The sequence below is a fragment of the Actinoallomurus sp. CA-142502 genome (assembly GCF_050936355.1).
Taxonomy (GTDB): Bacteria; Actinomycetota; Actinomycetes; order Streptosporangiales; family Streptosporangiaceae; genus Actinoallomurus; species Actinoallomurus iriomotensis.
Window position 1 is genome coordinate 4,884,609 of the sequence record NZ_JBNJMY010000001.1, and the last position, 16,220, is coordinate 4,900,828.

A 16,220-nucleotide genomic window follows, 5' to 3' on the forward strand; every position below is an offset into this window, starting at 1 on the left:
ATTCAACGGCAATCCGCGTCTCCCGCCTTCAAAGAGCCATTCAGGTTCGCGTCCAGGCTTGTCACGCTACTCCGGTGAAGTCGTCCATCACCACACCGGTTCTCGGGCCGTCGCGCCTCCGTGACCGCGTGCCCCCGCAGGCGTACTTCGGTGTGAGCGCGATCTTCCACTACCTCGGGCCCTCGTTCGCCGTCCTGCTGTTCGCCCACGTCGGCGTGCTCGGGGTCGCGTGGCTCCGGATCGTCGGCGCGGCGGTCGTCTTCGCCGTCTGGCGGCGCCCGTGGCGGCTGGTCGGGCGGATGCGGCCCGCGCGACTCGGCGTTCTCGTCGCGCTGGGCGTGGTGCTGGCGGCGATGAACACGGTGTTCTATCTGGCCTGCGCGCGGATTCCGCTGTCGACGGTCGGGGCGATCGAGTTCCTCGGCACGGTGCTGCTGGCCGCGGTCGGTGTGCGGAACGGCCGTAACCTGCTCGCTCTCGCGTTCGCCGTCGGCGGGGTCGCCATGCTCGCCGAGATCAGGTTCGTCGACGCGCCGCTGGGGTTCGCGTTCGCCCTCGCGAACTGCGCGTTGTTCGTGGTGTACGTCATCCTCGGCCATCGGATCGCCAACACCGGTGCGGGCCTGAACGGGATCGACCAGCTCGGTGCCGCCATGCTGGTCGCCGCCATCGCGGTGACGCCGTACGGCCTCGGCGGCGCGACCCGTGTCTTCGCGCACCCGTCCTGGTTGCCGGCGGGCATCGGCGTCGGCGTGTGCTCCTCGGTCATCCCCTATGTCACCGACCAGCTCGCGATGGCCCGCCTGCGCCGGGCGACATTCGCGCTCATGCTCAGCATCCTGCCGGCGACCGCGACCGTCATCGGCCTGGTGGTGCTGGCCCAGCGCCCCACCATCGAGGACCTTGCCGGCATCGCGCTGATCACGGCCGGTGTCGCGCTCCACCAGGAACCGGCACGGAAGGAGTCTCCATGAGGTACGTCCGGCTCGGTGCGTCGGGTCTGAAGGTGTCACGGGTCTGCCTGGGCATGATGACCTTCGGCGACACGGCCACCCGGAAGTGGCACCTGGAAGAGGAGGCCGCCGAGCCGATCGTCGAGCAGGCGGTCGAGGCGGGGGTGACCTTCTTCGACACCGCCGACATGTACTCGGGCGGCATGAGCGAGGAGATCACCGGACGGTTGCTCGCCCGGCTGTTCCCGCGCCGCGACGACTATGTGCTCGCCACGAAGGTCTATTACCCGACCGGGTCCGGGCCGGGCGACGGCGGGCTGTCGCGCAAGCACGTCATGGCCGCCATCGACGCGTCGCTGCGTCGCCTCGGCACGGACCACGTCGACCTGTACCAGATCCACCGCCTGGACCGTGAGACGCCGGTCGAGGAGACGATGGAGGCCCTGCACGACATCGTGAAGGCCGGAAAGGCCCGGTACATCGGGGCGTCCAGCATGTACGCCTGGGAGTTCGCCAAGGCGCAGTACACCGCGCGGGCGGCGGGCTGGACGCGATTCGTGTCCATGCAGAACCACTACAACCTCATCTACCGAGAGGAGGAGCGGGAGATGATCCCGCTCTGCCGCGACCAGGGGGTCGGAGTGATCCCTTACAGCCCGCTCGCGCGCGGCGTACTGGCCGGAAACCGCGCTCGGGACGGCAGGCCCGTCACGGTACGCGCCGGCAGCGACCCGCTCGCCGAGTCGAGGCACGACGAGACCGACTTCGAGGTCGTCGACGTTGTACGGGCGATCGCCGGCGAACGCGGCCTCGCTCCGGCCCAGGTGTCCCTCGCGTGGCTCTTCGGCCGGCCCGGCGTGGTGGCACCGGTCGTCGGCGCCACGAAGCCGCACCATGTGGACGACGCCGTCGCGGCCCTGGAGGTCACCCTGACCGAAGAGGAGATCGCGCGGCTGGAGGCGCCCTACCGGCCCCACCCGGTCATCGGCCACTCCTGATCGTCCTGAGCGCCGGACTTACTACGTAAAGGCGGTGCCCTGGAACGGCCGCCCCGCGCGCGGGCGCCATGCTCATCCCCCCGGGCAAGCAGGATGTTTCCCCTATGTCCGGCACCGGTCACAGCCCCCCGCTCCCGTCATCCGCGTCGACGCAACTCGCGTCACACAGGCACCAACGACGGGAGATCTCATGCGCCGATCCTTGATCATGCTGCTCGCCGCGTGTATGGCGGGTGTGCTGTTGTTGACGGGGTGTAAGTCACCACAGGACGCGAGCGGACCGGTGCCGTCCGCGTGGCCGGGGGACTCGGCTTCGGCGGAAAGCTCGCCGGACCCCGTGCCGTCGATGGTGACGCCGTCGGATCCGCCATCGAGGACGGCGCCGAGCTCACCGCCGAGAAGGACGCATCGGGTGACGCATCGCCCGGTGACGCGTCGCCCCGTCGTCCGCCGGCGGCCCACGCATCGTGCGTCCGCGCCGAAGGTGCCCTCTCATCCGTCCGGTGCCACCGCGAGATGCAATGACGGCACCTTCTCGTACTCCCAGCACCACCAGGGCACGTGCTCCCACCACGGCGGCGTCGCGGTCTGGTACAAGTGACGCCGCCCGTGCGTGCAAGGCCGGGCCAACGGCCGTTGAAATCCGGGTGATCCCCGGCCGGTTCCGCTGCTCGCCGGGCCCCCGAACACGTACACCCGGTAGGTGACAGGAGAGCCATCGGCTCTTTGGTGCGGGTTGAAGGGATCCGACGTGAAGCTCAGGACTCTTGCCGTCGCGGCCACGGCGGGCGCCGCCACTCTGCTGCCCACCAGCGCCGTGGCCGCCACCGGAGGTTTCTACTGGAGCCCGGACGGCAGCGGCGTACAGTCCGCTTCGATCGCGAATCCGGTGTCCGGCCGCTGCTACGTCCTGCGGGGCAGCCGGCCCCCCTTCTACGCGGTCAACGTCACCAACAGCACCGCGCACTACTACCGTTCGGCCGGCTGCTCTGACGAGGTGGGATCGCTGACCCCGAACATGACCGGCAACGTCACGCCGTACGTGAAGTTCGACTGATCAGGTCCAGCCGAGGGCCCGGTCGACCGCGGCCGGGGCGAAGACGGCGTCGCCCAGCAGATGGGCCGCACCGACGATGGCCGCCTCCTCGCCCAGGCCGGTGCGCACGATGGACAGGTCGCGCGTCACCAGCGGTGACGACTGCCGGTAGACCACCTCGCGGACCGTCGCGAGGAACGACTCGTCCGCGTCGACGAGCGGGCCGGCGACGGCGATCACGTGGGGGTTGATCAGGCTGGCCACGTCGGCGACGGCGTGGCCGATGATCCGGCCTGAGCGGCGGACCAGCCGCCGTACCTCGGGATCGCGGGCCCGGGCCAGGCGCACGACGTCGCGCACCGACGCGGCCTCTCGGCCCAGCTCACGCAGGTCGCGGACCAGCGCCCAGCCCGAGGCGTACGCCTCGACGCATCCGCTGTTGCCGCAGCGGCACAGCGGCGGGTCGCCGGTGCGGCCGGACTCGATCGCGGGGATGTGGCCGATGTCGCCGGCCGCGCCGAGCGCGCCGCGGTGGATGCGGCCGCCGAGCATGAGGCCCGCCCCCACGCCGGTCGCGGCCTTGACGAGCAGCAGGTCCTGCTCGCCGGGATGGCAGGCGCGGTGTTCGCCGAGGGCCATGAGATTGGCGTCGTTGTCGACGAGCAACGGGCCGGCGAACTCTCCGGCGAAGAACTCCGGCACGCGGTAGTCGTCCCAGCCGGTCATGATCGGCGGACTGACCACGGTGCCGCTGCCGAACTCCACGGGGCCGGGCACGCCCAGCGCGACGCCACGGACCGCGTCGCGATCGCGGCCGCACTCGGCGAGCAGTGCGCCGAAGTGACGGCGGACCGTGCCCAACACCCGGCGCGGCCCGGTCGCCACGTCGAGGTTCACGGTGCGGCGGGCGAGCGGGCGGGCCACGAGGTCGGTGACCGCGGTGCGTACGTGGCTGCCGCCGATGTCGGCCACCAGCAGCACTCCGGCGGCGGCGTCCACCTCGAACGATCCGGCCGGGCGTCCCCTCGTCGAGTCGCCGCCGGCGGACTCGACGACGTACCGGGCGCGGGTGAGCGCGTCGAGCCGCTGCGCGACGGTCGACCGGGAGAGCCCGGTGTGCGCCATGATCTGCGCGCGCGTGGTGGCCCGCCCCGAACGGATCAGTTCGAGGAGCGCTCCCGGCCCCGTCGGACCGCCTGCGGCGACCTGTGCCACGGCGCTCCCTTCCACGACCTCGCCGGGCGTCCGTCCGCCCGTACGGGGAGAGCATAAACCGCCTTATGCGTTCTCATCAGGCGAATATGCGCAGCATCACATCCACTTTTGCTTGTCGATTACGCATAAGTCGGACTAGCTTCGCGTGGCAGGAGCCAAGGAGGTGACCGTGAACCCTCTGGGCGTGCACTCACTGGTGTGGGTCGGAGATCTGTCGCCCGAACCGCTGCGCGGCGCGGTCGAACGGTCGCGCGAGGCCGGGTTCGACCTGATCGAGCTGTCCCTGCACGACCCCGGCGTCATGGACGTCGCGGACACGCGCGCCGCCCTCGCCGCGGCCGGCCTGGACGTCGCCTGCTCGCGCGGGCTCGACTTCGACGCCGACATCTCCAGCGACGACCCGCGGACCGTCGGGCGCGGCGCCGTCCAGCTCGCCGAGTCGGTACGGCTGACCCGCGAGCTGGGCGGCCGTTACTTCGGCGGGGCGCTGTACAGCGCGCTCGGCAAGTACCCCCGCCCGGTCACCGCCCGCGGGCGGGCGAACTGCGTGGCGGTCCTGCGCGACCTCGCCGCCGAGGCCGCCGGCGTCACGCTGGGGCTCGAGGTCGTGAACCGGTACGAGAGCAACGTCGTCAACACCGCCCGGCAGGCCCTCGACCTCATCGACGACATCGGCGCCGACGGCGTGGTGGTCCACCTGGACACGTACCACATGAACATCGAGGAGGGCGACCTCGCCCGCCCGGTGCACGAGTGCGCCGAGCGGCTCGGCTACGTCCACGTCGGCGAGAGCCACCGCGGCTACCTGGGCTCCGGGACGATCGACTTCCCCCGGTTCTTCCGCGCCCTCGCGGCGATCGGCTACCAGGGGCCCATCACGTTCGAGAGCTTCTCCTCCGCCGTCGTCGCGGAGGGCCTGTCCAACAACCTCGCGATCTGGCGGAACCTGTGGGACGACGGGGCGGACCTCGCGCGGCACGCTCGCGCGTTCGTCACCGAACAGCTCACCGCCGCCCGGATGAACCGCCGCTGACCCCCGGAGGCGTCCCCCCCATGGCGCAAGAGTCCCTCGTTCGCCGGGCCCGCGCGCTCGCCCCGCCCGGAGGGCGCGCCCTGCTCGGCATCACCGGGCCACCAGGCGCCGGGAAGACGACGATGGCCGAGGCGCTGCGCCAGCGGCTCGGCGCGGCGGCGGCGTACGTGCCGATGGACGGGTTCCACCTCGCCGACGTCGAACTCGACCGGCTCGGCCGCCGCGATCGCAAGGGGGCGCCGGACACCTTCGACGCCGCCGGCTACGTCGCGCTGCTGCGGCGCCTGCGCGAGAACACCGACGAGGTGGTGTACGCCCCCGCGTTCGAACGCGACCTCGAGCAGCCGATCGCGGGCAGCATCCCGGTTCCCCGTTCCGTGCCGCTGATCATCACCGAGGGCAACTACCTGCTGCTCGACGACCCGCCGTGGCGCGCCGTACGCGACCTGCTCGACGAGGTGTGGTTCGTCGACGCCGACGAGGCGACCCGCGTCGACCGCCTCGTGCGCCGCCACGTCCGCTTCGGCAAGTCCCCTCCGGCCGCCCGAGCGTGGGTTCGGCGGGTGGACCTGCGCAACGCGGCCACGATCCTGGCCGGGCGTGAGCGCGCCGACCTCGTCGTGACCTCCCCGATGGCGCCGCGAGACCCCGAGGAGGAAGAAGTGATCGCCGAATGAACGTGTCGGCCGCCGGAACGCTGGACGTCAACGGCCTGGACTACACGATCCTCGCCATCTACTTCGCCGTCGTCGTGGCGATCGGCCTGCTCGCCAGACGGGCGATCGCCACCAGCGAGGACTTCTTCCTGTCCGGCAGATCCCTGCCCGCGTGGGTGACCGGCCTGGCGTTCATCTCCGCCAACCTCGGCGCGCTGGAGATCCTGGGCAACGCGGCCAACGGGGCGCAGTACGGCTTCGCCGCCGTGCACTTCTACTGGGTCGGCGCGATCCCCGCGATGGTGTTCCTCGGCCTGTTCATGATGCCGTTCTACTACGGCAACAAGGTGCACAGCGTGCCGGAGTACCTGCGGCGGCGGTTCAACGCGCCGACGCACTTCTTCAACGCGCTGACGTTCGCGGTCGCCCAGGTGCTGATCGCGGGGGTCAACCTCTACGCCCTCGCGCTGGTCGTGAAGAGCCTGCTCGGCTGGCCGCTCTGGCTGGCGATCATCGTGTCGGCCGGGCTGGTGCTCGTGTACATCACCCTGGGCGGTCTGTCGGGCGCCATCTACACCGAGGTCCTGCAGTTCTTCGTCATCCTGGCCGGGCTGATCCCGATCGTCGTGATCGGGCTGCACCAGGTCGGCGGGTTCGGCGGCCTGGTGGACCGGGTGCACGACCGTACGCTGCTCGACACCTGGCAGCAGAGCGGCGTCGGGCACTGGAAGAACCCGCTCGGCGACTGGCTCGGCCTGGTCCTCGGTGAGGGCTTCGTCCTGTCGTTCGGATACTGGACGACCAACTTCGCGGAGGTCCAGCGGGCGCTGTCCGCCAAGGACATGTCCGCCGCGCGCCGTACGCCGCTCATCGGCGCCTTCCCGAAGATCTTCTTTCCGCTCCTGACGATCGTCCCCGGCATGATCGCGCTGGTCACGATCCCGCACTTCGGCGGCGAGGGCGGCCTCGACTACAACGACGCGATCCCGGCGCTGATGGGCCGGCTGTTGCCGAACGGCGTGCTCGGCATCGCGCTCACCGGCCTGCTCGCGGCGTTCATGGCCGGCATGGCGGCCAACGCCAGCGGCTTCAACACCGTCTTCACGTACGACATCTGGAAGCCGTACGTCGCCCGGGACCGGTCCGACCGCTACTACCTGAACGTCGGCCGGATCGCCACCGTGGTCGGCATCCTCATCAGCGTGGGCACGGCGTTCATCGCGTCCGGCTACGGCAACATCATGAACTACATCCAGTTGCTGTTCTCGTTCTTCAACTCGCCGCTGTTCGCCACGTTCGTGCTCGGCCTGTTCTGGAAGCGCACGACGCCGTGGGCCGGCTTCTGGGGCCTGGTCGCGGGCACCGCCGCGGCGGCCGCCATGCACTTCGCGGCCTTCCACATCGGATACTTCTATCCGGGCGGGCATCTCGACCCGACGCACGCCACCATCAACGCGCAGATGGCGAACTTCTACGGCGCGATCGTGGCCTTCGTGGTCGACGTGATGGTGACCGTCGCCGTGACCGCGGTGACCCGGCCGAAGCCGGACCGCGAACTCGCCGGCCTGGTGTGGCGGCTGCCGTCGGAGGGCGGCCTGGTGGAGGCGCGCGAGCCGCGCCGGCACTGGTGGGAGTCCGAGCCCCTGCTGGGCTCCGGCGCACTCGGCATCGCGCTCGTGCTCTCGATCATCGTGCTGTTCGTCAAGTAGACCTCGGAAGGGTGCTTCGATGTCCGAACAATCCGGCACCGGCTCGGCCAACCGCTCGCGGCGGCTGTTCGACCTCCGGTACCTGATCAGCGGCCTGTTCCTCGTCTACGGCGCGATCGAGGTCGTCACGGGACTGCTGGACTCCGCCGCGGAACTCGCCAAGGCCGACGGCATCCGGATCAACCTCTGGCTGGGCATCGCCATGCTGGTCCTCGGCCTGGTCTTCCTGCTCTGGGCGAGGCTACGGCCGCTACGACCCGCCGACCACGACGACGCAGGAGCGGGCAACACGTGAGGTGGATGCCACCCAGCCCGCTCTCATAGGACGAGAGCGCTCAACGTCGACAGATCGCACAGGTTCAGGAGAATGTCCTTCGCTTCCGAGGAGCTTACATCTCGCAAGGCGTCCTTTGCGTCCTCAATGAACGCTTCGGCCATGGCCTCAGCCCTCTTGTGTGCTCCAGACGCCAATATCAGTGAACGTAATTCCCGGATGCTGCTCTCCGCCAAAGGAGAGGTCTGGGTGAGAAGATCGTTCATTCGGGCACGTATGTGATAGGCGGCCGCACTTCTCGCCATTGCGACGAGAATGTTGTTCCGCTGATTACGTAAGTCGGTATTCGTGACCTGTCTGCGCGAACGATGTTGAACGGCTCCCACGAGATTGCCGACATCGTTAAGAAGCTGTAGCGCGTCACCGATGCTGCTGCCAAAGCGGGCGAGCGCGTCGGCTGTCTCGCTCTGTGCGCCACCGCAGATCGCACCGCCGCGAAAGGCGGTGCTGACCAATGATGCGGTTTTCATGTTGTTGGTCTCCAATGCGAATTCCACCGCTGCTTGGGGCATGCCCGGTGCTGCGGCATCAGGCATGGCGTCGCGGAACTGGCCCATGGCCATTCGTCGATAGGCCTCGACGATGAGCGTACACAGTGTTCTTTTGCTTCCGCCCCCGTATTCTGCCATCACCAGCTGGAGTGCCGCACTGAGGAGAAGGTCGCTTATCGTGATGGCAGAGTCGATTCCGATTCGCTCGTGTAGGGTCGGAAACCCATCGCGATACTTGTCGTCATCGACGATGTCATCTCGAACGACCGAGGCCTTGTGCATAAATTCGATGGATGCGGCAAAGGGAAAGGCTCGGTCGGGTTCGCCGCCGGCCGCCTGGCATGCCAACAGGCAGCCGATCACTCTGGTCCGCCGCCCGGGGAGGATGACCTCTCGCGCTTGCTCGGGGAGGCCCAACTCCTTCGTGACAAGTCGTGAGAATCGCTCATTGAACCACCCGGCCATCTCCGCCATGCGCGTCGCCACGTCGGCTGTGGACATCAATCGGACGACCTTTCTGTATCACTCAGCTCATAACGTCTCTCGAGAACGCAGTTGGTATCTGAATTCCCGAGGTGCGATGAAAAGCTGGATAATGAGTACCGCAAGGAGGAGATAGACCCATATCGGCTTTTTAATGGTATGATCACTCGTGAGTGTCAAAACCGATATGGCGACCGCCAGTTCTCCAAGATCGCGGAATGCCCATAGGACGCGTGCACTGTTCTGGGTGACAACGCCGAGATAGACCGGGAGCATGAGGTCTGCGGAGATGATGAGGCATACGGCGAAGACCTGTACTCGTGACGGTGGGCCGAGGGAGGCGCCGAAGAAGTAGAAGGCGCCGAAGGAGAGCGTCAGGCCCGCGTACGACATGATGCGTCTTCGCGCCGGCCGTTCGGGCAACAACATATAGAGCCGGGCGTTGTATAAAAAGAACAGCGACAGCCACAATACGTAGCCTGCGAGAAGCGCCACGACCAGAGAGCTGTCGCTCGACGGACTGTTATGCGTCAACAGTGTGTCGAAGGGGACGGGGTGCCGCTGAAAATAGGAATAGACGGAGTCGAACCCACGCTGCAGACATAATGCATACAGGGTGCCCAGTGCGATCTTGAAAGGCTCCCAGTAGGGGTCGGACCAGTCGGATAAGGACTGCTGGCGTCTGTCGTCGGAGGCCTTCGGGCTCTGCCGCGAAGCAGTGTAACGCGGCGCGGTGGCAGTACGTCGTTCGTTGTTGGCGTGGCGGCGGAAGCAATACCTCAACCCTGCCGCCAGCAGGATCACAGTCCATGCCGTCATCTTCGCCATGAGCTCGTCCTCGGCCAAGAAAGTGTAAGTCGTGACAACTATAGACGGGGAAGGATCGGTGACGCTAGACTCACATGCCGCGCTAAAACGGCGAGGGATCGATGAGTATGGCGAGATCGGTCATTGCTCTCTGGGGTCGATCCATTCGACCGGCCCTGTTATCCGCGACCATGGCGTTCTATGTGGCTGGCGCCGCCATTGCTGGAGCGGGCCCGTCGCCGAAGTCGGCGCGTGGAGCGCTTGCTGTGCTGTTCTTCCATGCTGGTGTTTACATCGCCAACGACGCCGTCGATGCTCTACTGGACCGTACGGAAGCGCGTCGCGCTCGCGATCTCGTCGCATCTGGAGAGGTCTCGTCGAAAAGTGCGGGCTTGATGAGCGGGGGCATGATTTCAGCGGGCACGTTGGTGGCGCTGGCAAATGGAGTGCTGGCTGCGGGCACCTATTTGCTCGCCGTGATATGCCTCATGGCGTACAACTTTTTCGGGAAGTGCTGCCCTTTTCCGCCCGTGATGGACGTCATTCAGGGATTCGGCTGGGGTGGTCTGACGGTTCTCGGTGCGGAGAATGCGCGGTTTGAGCCTTGGCCCACTGTGCTCATGACGCTTGGAGTGGTTGTCTATATAACACTTATAAATGGCTTTCATGGTGCTCTTCGTGATTACCGGAATGACTCCGCGCATCATGTACGTACCACGGCGACGTTTTTTCTTGGTGAGGCATCCGCGAAGCGACGAACCGAGCCCACGCCAATATATATCGCCTACGGGCTGATGCTCCACGCTGCTCAGGCGGTTCTTGTGATCAGTGCTGTCATGCTAGCCGGGCAGGCGATCCCGCGGGCTGTCATCGTGGCGGCGGCGCTGACGGAGCTCGTGACGATGTCACTGTTTTCCGTTGCCGTTCTGAGGTTTGCCGAGAATGATCGTACCTGGCGGTTGGGCATCGCGGATGTCGTGCTTGGGCCTGCGGCTATGTTGATGGTGGTGTGGATTCGATCAGGGCTGTTGATCTACTGCGTGATCTTGATTTTTTATACGACCATATGGGCGTTTAGTAAGACGCTGCGGTCCCAAGTGCGGCGAATGATCGCGAGAGGGGCTTAGCTCTTGGCCGCTCAGGGCCCAATGGTCGCGCTTCGTATGTGGTTGTGGCGCACCGGACAGCTTGGCAGCCTCGTGGCAGGGTGCTACCGTCCGGCCATGGGCTCGGCGCTGACCGTGGTGATTCCCACTCTGAACGAGGAGCATTATTTACCACGCCTTCTCGATTCTTTAATCCGCCAGAAATATTCTGGTGAGCTTGAGGTGCTAGTGGTCGACGGTGGATCGAGTGATTCGACCGTCGCCAGGGCAGAGGCGTACGTCCCGCGGCTGGATGTGAGGATCTTGCGCGCCCCGAGAGCTGACATCGGCGCGCAGCGGAACCTGGGTGTGCGGCACGCTTCACACGATCTTCTTCTTTTCCTGGACGCGGACGTCCGATTGCCGGCACGTGCGCTCGCGGCCACGGTGGAATGCGTGCGTGGTCGAAACAAATTCGTACTCGCCGTCCCTCACCGTACGGCTTCGCTCACTCTCGCCGACATCGTACTAGGCGCCGTCTTGTACTTTTTTGTCTTGCTGGCGAGACTCATGCGAATACCGGTGACCAACGGTGATTTCCTGCTTACGACCAAGTCTGTGCACTATTCGATTGGGGGATTCGCTGAAGGCGCGGTCCTCGGCGAGGATACGGATTATGGGATACGCGCGGTCAAGTCAGGTGCCTCATACATATTCTGCTTCTCTGCGTTCGTCATAGCGTCGGCTAGGCGGCTCCAGAAGATGAGTTTCTGGACGATCGGACGCATCTGGGTGTCGGCATCGTTTCACGTGCTTCGGCACGGACCTGTCTATGACCGATCCCGGTGGGAGTACCCGTTCGGGGACTACAAGGCCCCAGAAGGCGAAGTAAGGTTCTGACGCCGAGCCTGGTCGGGGGTGGGCTGCTGGTCGCGGCCGGGGCTTCGCGTCCTCTGAGCTCGACGACATGGGGTAAGCGGGCGGCGCCCAGCGGTTACAGCGTGCGGAACGCCTACGCGTTCCGCGCCGCTCGCACGAGTTCGCGTGAGGTCTTCACGTCCGGCGTCTCCTCGGTGGGACCGGCCCGTACGGTCTGGCCATGGAAAAGGGAATTCAGGGCATTCCCATACGTTCCACGGTGCCGCCCAGAACCGGTCTCATCCCGTTCGCGCTGTCCGCTTCCGCCTTCATGGCAACCCTCGATCTGCTCATCGTCAACGTGGCGTTCCCCGACATCGGCTGGGCCTTCCGCGGCGCCTCGCTGTCGGACCTGAGCTGGATCCTCAACGGTTACGCGATCGTCTATGCCGCCCTGCTCGCCCCCCCTCGGCCGGATGGCCGACCGCGCCACGCCGCCCGAGCGGCGCGGGCGGGCGGTCCGCGTCTGGTCGGCCATCGGTGCGCTCGCGGGCGCGTTCGGATCGGTCGTGGGCGGGCTGCTGGTCGACGCTTCGTGGCGGTGGGTATTCCTGGTGAACCTCCCGGTCGGTGTCGCCGCGATGGCCGGGGCCGTCCGCTGGGTGCCCGACTCCCGCGACGAGACGGCCGGCCGTACGCCGGACGTGTTCGGGGCCGTCAACCTGGCCGTGGCGATCGGGGCGGTGGCGCTGGGACTGGTGAAGGGACCCGACTGGGGAGGGCGGGCGACCGGCATCACGGCCGCCTTCGTCTGCGCGGTGCTGGCCGGGGTTGTGTTCACCGTACGGACCTGGCGGCACCCGTCGCCCGTGGTCGAACCCGCCCTGGTCCGGCCGCGCATCTTCGTCTGGGCCAACGTGACCACGCTGCTGTTCAGCGTGGCCTTCGGCGCCGCGGTGCTCAGCATGATCATGTGGAGCCAAGACGTGTGGCACTACAGCGCCCTGCGCACCGGACTGTGCGTGGTCCCCGGCCCGCTCCTGCTGCCGGTCCTCGCGGCCGTCGGCCAGCGGGTCGCCCATCGCGTCCCGGCCGCCCTGGTCGCCGGCGCCGGGTGCGTCGTCTTCGGCGCCGGCACCGTCGTCATCGTCCTCAGCCTCGGGACCGAGCCGAACTACGCGACCGAACTGCTGCCCGGATGGTTGATCACCGGAGCCGGCGTGGGACTCGCCCTGCCCGCGATCCTGTCGGCCTCGACCTCCGATCTGCCGCCGGGTCGTACCGCGACCGGCAGCGCCGTCGTGACCATGAGCCGCCAGATCGGCACCGTGCTCGGCGTCTCCGTGCTCGTGGCCGTCCTTGGCACACCGGTCGGCGCCGACCAGGCCCTGACCGGCTTCACCCACGTACGGTGGGTCATCGCGGGTGTCACCGTGCTCGCGGCCCTCACCGCCGCCGGCATGACCGTACGGACGACGCCCGCCGCCTGGATCCCTCCCTCACCGGGGACCGAGCGGATCGGCGAACCGACTTCGCCCGCTGCCTGACCCGCCGGAGTCCGCGTCAGGTGTCGGACGTCGGCGCCACCAGGACGTGGCCGGGAATGTCGGTGCGCTCGGAGCGGTACCAGTCCACGATCGCGGCGGCCCAGTGGTCGACCGCGATCCGGCCTTCGCCCGATGGGTCCAGCTCCTCGAACACGGTCGCGCTGGCGGCGCTCGGGAATCCGCTCGCGGTCATGCAGGTGAGAAAGTCGTCGCGTTCGACGTACCCGTCGTCGTCCCGGTCGACCAGCGCGGCGATCGAGGTCGCGTAGTCGGTCACGGTCTGTTCGGCGTCGCCGGGGTCGCCCAGCTTGGCGAGGTACTCCTCGCGGCTGATCCGGCCGTCCGCGTCGGTGTCGAGGGTCGCGCGCAGGCCCGCCCAGAAGCGGCGATGTCCGTTGAGGACCGCCTGGCCCTTGGCCGACTCGCGCGGCTCGCCCATCGCGCTGAGCACTTCGGCGGCGAGCCGGTCGAAGTCGCTCTCGTCGAGGTAGCCGTTGCCGTCGGCGTCGAGGATGCGGAACCGTAGCAGCACCCGCTCGCGGGCGCCGGAACCGTCCTGCGCGGACCCGTGACTCATCGAGACCTCCTGGTCACCTTATGTGACCATTAACGTACACTAAGTAGGTGTCGGCGAGAAGGTCTCGGTGGCGCCGGGCTTCCAGCGCGTGAAATGGCGACAAGGCGTGCGCGAAACGGCGAGCCGGAGCAGAGGCCGGTCATTACCGTCCCCCGTGACCGAGGCCCCGCGGAGGCGGTCCGGCGAAAGAGGGGGCGTGAGATGACGGCGCGGGCGGTGCTGACCGCGGGCCTGGTGCTCTCGATCCTTGCCTTCGCCGCCGCCTGTGGCGGCGACCACGTCGACCGGGCGAAGCTCAAGGCCGGCCTCGAGAATTCGCTCTTCCCGGTCGGTCCGGGGTTGTACAAGGACGGTCAGGTCGACTGCTATGCGGGTCTGCTGATCAAAACGGCGAACCGTTCGGACTTGAACTCCTTCATTGCCGGCAAGAAGCGATACGCGCAGATCAGGCCGCGCAGCGACGGCGCCAAGCGTGAATTCCACGGGAACGTGAACACCTGCATTCCCAAGGGGCAGGGATACGTTCTCCCGAATGGATGGTAGACGTGTGACCGTGCCGGTGGGCGGCCGCTGGGGCTCATCGTCATGTTCGCGGTGGCGGCGCCATTGCATTCGCTGATCGGCATGTACTCGCTGGGGGATCGAGGCGGTCGCCGGCATGGTGGTGCTCATGGTCATCAAGGCGGTGGAGGCCGAGGCGCCGCCCGACGCGATCAACGCGGGAGCCGGGATGCGCGCGATCCGGGCGCTCATCCTGCTGGGCACCGTGATCGCCGGGACGGCACGTCGGCTGGACCTGGACGGTCATCGATGCCGGGCTGGCCGCGCTCGCCATCGCCTGCGTGGCGTTGCGCGTGCTGCCCAGGACATGGACCGAATGGCACCTGCGGAAGCCCGCCGCGCGTACCGGATCTATGGCGTCCTGACGGTGCGGAGGGCGGGGTGGCGTTCACGGCCGGCACGGTACGCCCCGTGTGGCCGGGAGGGCCGATCCAAGCGAGGCGCAGCCGAAACCGCCGGACCGTCGTCATGACGGCCGGGCGGAGCCCGTCTACTCCAGGGCCGCGTGCGCCTTCCGGTGCGCCTGCCGAGCCAGGCGTACGGCATCCGCCCTGGTGACGTTCGTGCCGACGAGCTCCGTCGTCCCCAGGTACCCGGAGCCGGTGAACAGGACCTGCCACGCGCGCAGCCGCGTGCCGCCGGTGACCTCATCGGTCTGGACGATCCGCCCGCCGTCTCCGATGTCGAGGGGCTGATCGGAGATCACCTTGGCCGTGATGGTCGTACCGCCCGCACGCGCCTTGACGGTCCGGCACGCCCGCGGGATCGGCTGGGTGACCGCCTGCTCGGCCGCCGGGCCGGAGGCCGCGACGAGCAGTTCCGAAGGGGACCGGCCCACCTGCGCGAAACTCACGAAGGCGCTGGGCGCGGAGCCGGCGACGTTGATGCCGGTACGGCCGGGACCGCCGCACGAAAGGTCGCCGGTGACCGGCGGCGCACCCCCGGAGAGCTTCTTGGTCACCGTCTCGAACGGACCGCTCCCTCGGGAGACCGCGACGGCTCCGGCAGGTGGTTCGATCAGCGCGCCGGCGAGCTGCCGCGCCGTGTGGCCCGGCGACGTGGATGCCGATCCGCTCTGTCCACCATGCGGCGACGCCGTGGCCGGCGTCGCGCTCTTCTCACCTCCGTGACATCCCGTCATCGCCGTCACCGCGACCACCGCGACGGTCGCCGCCCGTGCTGCCCTGGTCTCCATTGCCACGCTCCGCTGGCCGATTCGGCGGGGTATTGACTAGGACGCACTGGCGGCAGGCCCCGTTGACCGACCCTGCCCGGACGATCGCGGGGCGTGGTGCCCCGCTCAACGTGAAGGAGACGGGAGTGACCGGTCTTCAGGAGCTCGCCGCCGCGATCGCCGAACGCCTGCGGGAGCATTTCCCGGACACGGACCTCGCCCAGCAGCAGGTGCTGTGTCTCGCCGAGGAGGCGGGGGAGTTCGTCGGCGCGTACCGCCGCTGGGCGGGCATGGCTCGCCGTACCGGCTCGTGGGACGACGTGATGGCGGAGCTCGCGGACGTGGTCGTGACCGCCTACGTGGCCGCGAACGTCCTCGGGCTCGCCGACGGGATGGAGGCCGCCCGTCGGCCCGCCGGCGAGCCGGCGGCCCACGACGTGTTGCGGCAGGTTCGAGCCCTGTTCTGCGCGGCGGCCGAGGTGGTCGCGGCCTTCGACCGCGGGGACGGGGACGGGCCGCCGCTCGCGACGCGTCTCGCGGGTGTCGTCGACCTCGGGGCCGAGACCGCGCGGGTGCTGGGGATCGATCTGGATGAGGCCGTGCGGACGAAAACCGCTGTGATCATGACCCGGGGCTGGCGGGACGACCCTGCCGAGACCGCCGGGTGAAAGGCGCCGGAGCACGCCCGGGAATCCCGGGCGCG

General features: G+C 68.1%; 19 protein-coding genes. 14 read left to right on the plus strand and 5 right to left on the minus strand.

All coding sequences use genetic code 11. From position 1 onward, the window contains the following. Positions 1-74: 74 nt before the first annotated feature. The 4 genes from ACQEV1_RS23290 to ACQEV1_RS23305 all read left to right on the plus strand — a co-directional run bounded on the left by ACQEV1_RS23290 (position 75) and on the right by ACQEV1_RS23305 (position 3,008). Entirely contained in the window at positions 75-974 is a 900-nt protein-coding gene (locus ACQEV1_RS23290; protein WP_433396058.1) for an EamA family transporter, read from the plus strand. Next, the gene (locus tag ACQEV1_RS23295; RefSeq protein WP_285619280.1) at positions 971-1,951 is read left to right on the plus strand and encodes an aldo/keto reductase; all 981 of its coding nucleotides are present in this window, start codon (positions 971-973) and stop codon (positions 1,949-1,951) included. Before ACQEV1_RS23290 ends, ACQEV1_RS23295 begins: the two co-directional genes overlap by 4 nt. Positions 1,952-2,297: 346 nt before the next feature. Continuing rightward, the gene (locus ACQEV1_RS23300; protein ID WP_433396060.1) at positions 2,298-2,552 is read left to right on the plus strand and encodes a DUF3761 domain-containing protein; all 255 of its coding nucleotides are present in this window, start codon (positions 2,298-2,300) and stop codon (positions 2,550-2,552) included. A 150-nt stretch (positions 2,553-2,702) separates the two neighbouring features. After that, positions 2,703-3,008 carry a hypothetical protein gene (locus tag ACQEV1_RS23305; RefSeq protein WP_433396061.1) on the plus strand — a complete coding sequence of 102 codons (306 nt, stop codon included), beginning with the start codon at positions 2,703-2,705 and terminating at the stop codon, positions 3,006-3,008. Here ACQEV1_RS23305 and ACQEV1_RS23310 read toward each other — a convergent pair whose 3' ends face one another. After that, complete coding sequence (locus tag ACQEV1_RS23310) at positions 3,009-4,202, minus strand: ROK family protein (protein ID WP_433396063.1); 1,194 nt, start codon at positions 4,200-4,202, stop codon at positions 3,009-3,011. A gap of 169 nt (positions 4,203-4,371) precedes the next feature. Between ACQEV1_RS23310 and ACQEV1_RS23315 the strand changes: the two genes are divergently transcribed. The 4 genes from ACQEV1_RS23315 to ACQEV1_RS23330 are packed head-to-tail and all read left to right on the plus strand — an operon-like array spanning position 4,372 to position 7,895. Continuing rightward, positions 4,372-5,235 carry a sugar phosphate isomerase/epimerase family protein gene (locus ACQEV1_RS23315; RefSeq protein ID WP_433396065.1) on the plus strand — a complete coding sequence of 288 codons (864 nt, stop codon included), beginning with the start codon at positions 4,372-4,374 and terminating at the stop codon, positions 5,233-5,235. Between the two features lie 20 nt (positions 5,236-5,255). Next, the gene (locus tag ACQEV1_RS23320) at positions 5,256-5,912 is read left to right on the plus strand and encodes a nucleoside/nucleotide kinase family protein (protein ID WP_433396067.1); all 657 of its coding nucleotides are present in this window, start codon (positions 5,256-5,258) and stop codon (positions 5,910-5,912) included. Next, on the plus strand, positions 5,909-7,600 hold the full coding sequence (locus ACQEV1_RS23325; RefSeq protein WP_433396069.1) for a sodium:solute symporter family protein: 1,692 nt from the start codon (positions 5,909-5,911) through the stop codon (positions 7,598-7,600). Before ACQEV1_RS23320 ends, ACQEV1_RS23325 begins: the two co-directional genes overlap by 4 nt. A gap of 19 nt (positions 7,601-7,619) precedes the next feature. Beyond that, positions 7,620-7,895, plus strand: a complete 276-nt coding sequence (locus ACQEV1_RS23330) for a hypothetical protein (RefSeq protein WP_433396071.1) — start codon at positions 7,620-7,622, stop codon at positions 7,893-7,895. A 23-nt stretch (positions 7,896-7,918) separates the two neighbouring features. Here the strand turns inward: ACQEV1_RS23330 and ACQEV1_RS23335 are convergent, their stop codons facing one another. Then, the gene (locus ACQEV1_RS23335) at positions 7,919-8,926 is read right to left on the minus strand and encodes a polyprenyl synthetase family protein (RefSeq protein ID WP_433396073.1); all 1,008 of its coding nucleotides are present in this window, start codon (positions 8,924-8,926) and stop codon (positions 7,919-7,921) included. A 30-nt stretch (positions 8,927-8,956) separates the two neighbouring features. After that, complete coding sequence (locus ACQEV1_RS23340) at positions 8,957-9,736, minus strand: hypothetical protein (protein ID WP_433396074.1); 780 nt, start codon at positions 9,734-9,736, stop codon at positions 8,957-8,959. A 170-nt stretch (positions 9,737-9,906) separates the two neighbouring features. On the opposite strand from ACQEV1_RS23340, the gene ACQEV1_RS23345 reads away from it, so the two are divergent. The 3 genes from ACQEV1_RS23345 (at position 9,907) to ACQEV1_RS23355 (ending at position 13,205) form a co-directional block, all read left to right on the plus strand. Beyond that, positions 9,907-10,842 carry a UbiA family prenyltransferase gene (locus tag ACQEV1_RS23345; RefSeq protein ID WP_433396076.1) on the plus strand — a complete coding sequence of 312 codons (936 nt, stop codon included), beginning with the start codon at positions 9,907-9,909 and terminating at the stop codon, positions 10,840-10,842. A 96-nt stretch (positions 10,843-10,938) separates the two neighbouring features. Next, positions 10,939-11,700: a glycosyltransferase gene (locus ACQEV1_RS23350; protein WP_433396078.1), complete on the plus strand. Its 762-nt coding sequence runs from the start codon at positions 10,939-10,941 to the stop codon at positions 11,698-11,700. Positions 11,701-12,104: 404 nt separating this feature from the next. Beyond that, positions 12,105-13,205, plus strand: coding sequence for an MFS transporter (locus ACQEV1_RS23355; protein WP_433396080.1), 1,101 nt, complete (start codon positions 12,105-12,107; stop codon positions 13,203-13,205). Positions 13,206-13,221: 16 nt separating this feature from the next. Here the strand turns inward: ACQEV1_RS23355 and ACQEV1_RS23360 are convergent, their stop codons facing one another. Next, complete coding sequence (locus ACQEV1_RS23360; protein WP_433396082.1) at positions 13,222-13,782, minus strand: EF-hand domain-containing protein; 561 nt, start codon at positions 13,780-13,782, stop codon at positions 13,222-13,224. Positions 13,783-13,983: 201 nt separating this feature from the next. Between ACQEV1_RS23360 and ACQEV1_RS23365 the strand changes: the two genes are divergently transcribed. Together ACQEV1_RS23365 and ACQEV1_RS23370 are read left to right on the plus strand one after the other, a co-directional pair. Further along, positions 13,984-14,325: a hypothetical protein gene (locus ACQEV1_RS23365; RefSeq protein WP_433396084.1), complete on the plus strand. Its 342-nt coding sequence runs from the start codon at positions 13,984-13,986 to the stop codon at positions 14,323-14,325. A gap of 127 nt (positions 14,326-14,452) precedes the next feature. Then, positions 14,453-14,815 (plus strand): hypothetical protein, encoded by a 363-nt coding sequence (locus tag ACQEV1_RS23370; RefSeq protein WP_433396085.1) that lies wholly within the window; start codon positions 14,453-14,455, stop codon positions 14,813-14,815. An 18-nt stretch (positions 14,816-14,833) separates the two neighbouring features. Here ACQEV1_RS23370 and ACQEV1_RS23375 read toward each other — a convergent pair whose 3' ends face one another. Continuing rightward, positions 14,834-15,538, minus strand: coding sequence for a hypothetical protein (locus ACQEV1_RS23375; RefSeq protein ID WP_433396087.1), 705 nt, complete (start codon positions 15,536-15,538; stop codon positions 14,834-14,836). Positions 15,539-15,663: 125 nt separating this feature from the next. Between ACQEV1_RS23375 and ACQEV1_RS23380 the strand changes: the two genes are divergently transcribed. Then, a complete protein-coding gene (locus ACQEV1_RS23380) occupies positions 15,664-16,185 on the plus strand; it encodes a hypothetical protein (RefSeq protein WP_433396089.1) in 522 nt (173 codons plus the stop codon). The last annotated feature ends 35 nt before the right edge of the window (positions 16,186-16,220 follow it).

Bases quoted from the DNA above. Each gene is read 5' to 3' on its own strand.
- ACQEV1_RS23350 (WP_433396078.1), top strand. From the start codon at position 10,939: ATGGGCTCGGCGCTGACCGTGGTGATTCCCACTCTGAACGAGGAGCAT.
- ACQEV1_RS23330 (WP_433396071.1), top strand. From the start codon at position 7,620: ATGTCCGAACAATCCGGCACCGGCTCGGCCAACCGCTCGCGGCGGCTG.
- ACQEV1_RS23345 (WP_433396076.1), top strand. From the start codon at position 9,907: ATGGCGTTCTATGTGGCTGGCGCCGCCATTGCTGGAGCGGGCCCGTCG.
- ACQEV1_RS23320 (WP_433396067.1), top strand. From the start codon at position 5,256: ATGGCGCAAGAGTCCCTCGTTCGCCGGGCCCGCGCGCTCGCCCCGCCC.
- ACQEV1_RS23340 (WP_433396074.1), bottom strand. From the start codon at position 9,736: ATGGCGAAGATGACGGCATGGACTGTGATCCTGCTGGCGGCAGGGTTG.
- ACQEV1_RS23360 (WP_433396082.1), bottom strand. From the start codon at position 13,782: ATGAGTCACGGGTCCGCGCAGGACGGTTCCGGCGCCCGCGAGCGGGTG.
- ACQEV1_RS23325 (WP_433396069.1), top strand. From the start codon at position 5,909: ATGAACGTGTCGGCCGCCGGAACGCTGGACGTCAACGGCCTGGACTAC.
- ACQEV1_RS23355 (WP_433396080.1), top strand. From the start codon at position 12,105: ATGCCGCCCTGCTCGCCCCCCCTCGGCCGGATGGCCGACCGCGCCACG.
- ACQEV1_RS23375 (WP_433396087.1), bottom strand. From the start codon at position 15,538: ATGGAGACCAGGGCAGCACGGGCGGCGACCGTCGCGGTGGTCGCGGTG.
- ACQEV1_RS23300 (WP_433396060.1), top strand. From the start codon at position 2,298: ATGGTGACGCCGTCGGATCCGCCATCGAGGACGGCGCCGAGCTCACCG.
- ACQEV1_RS23335 (WP_433396073.1), bottom strand. From the start codon at position 8,926: ATGTCCACAGCCGACGTGGCGACGCGCATGGCGGAGATGGCCGGGTGG.
- ACQEV1_RS23295 (WP_285619280.1), top strand. From the start codon at position 971: ATGAGGTACGTCCGGCTCGGTGCGTCGGGTCTGAAGGTGTCACGGGTC.
- ACQEV1_RS23365 (WP_433396084.1), top strand. From the start codon at position 13,984: ATGACGGCGCGGGCGGTGCTGACCGCGGGCCTGGTGCTCTCGATCCTT.
- ACQEV1_RS23370 (WP_433396085.1), top strand. From the start codon at position 14,453: ATGGTCATCAAGGCGGTGGAGGCCGAGGCGCCGCCCGACGCGATCAAC.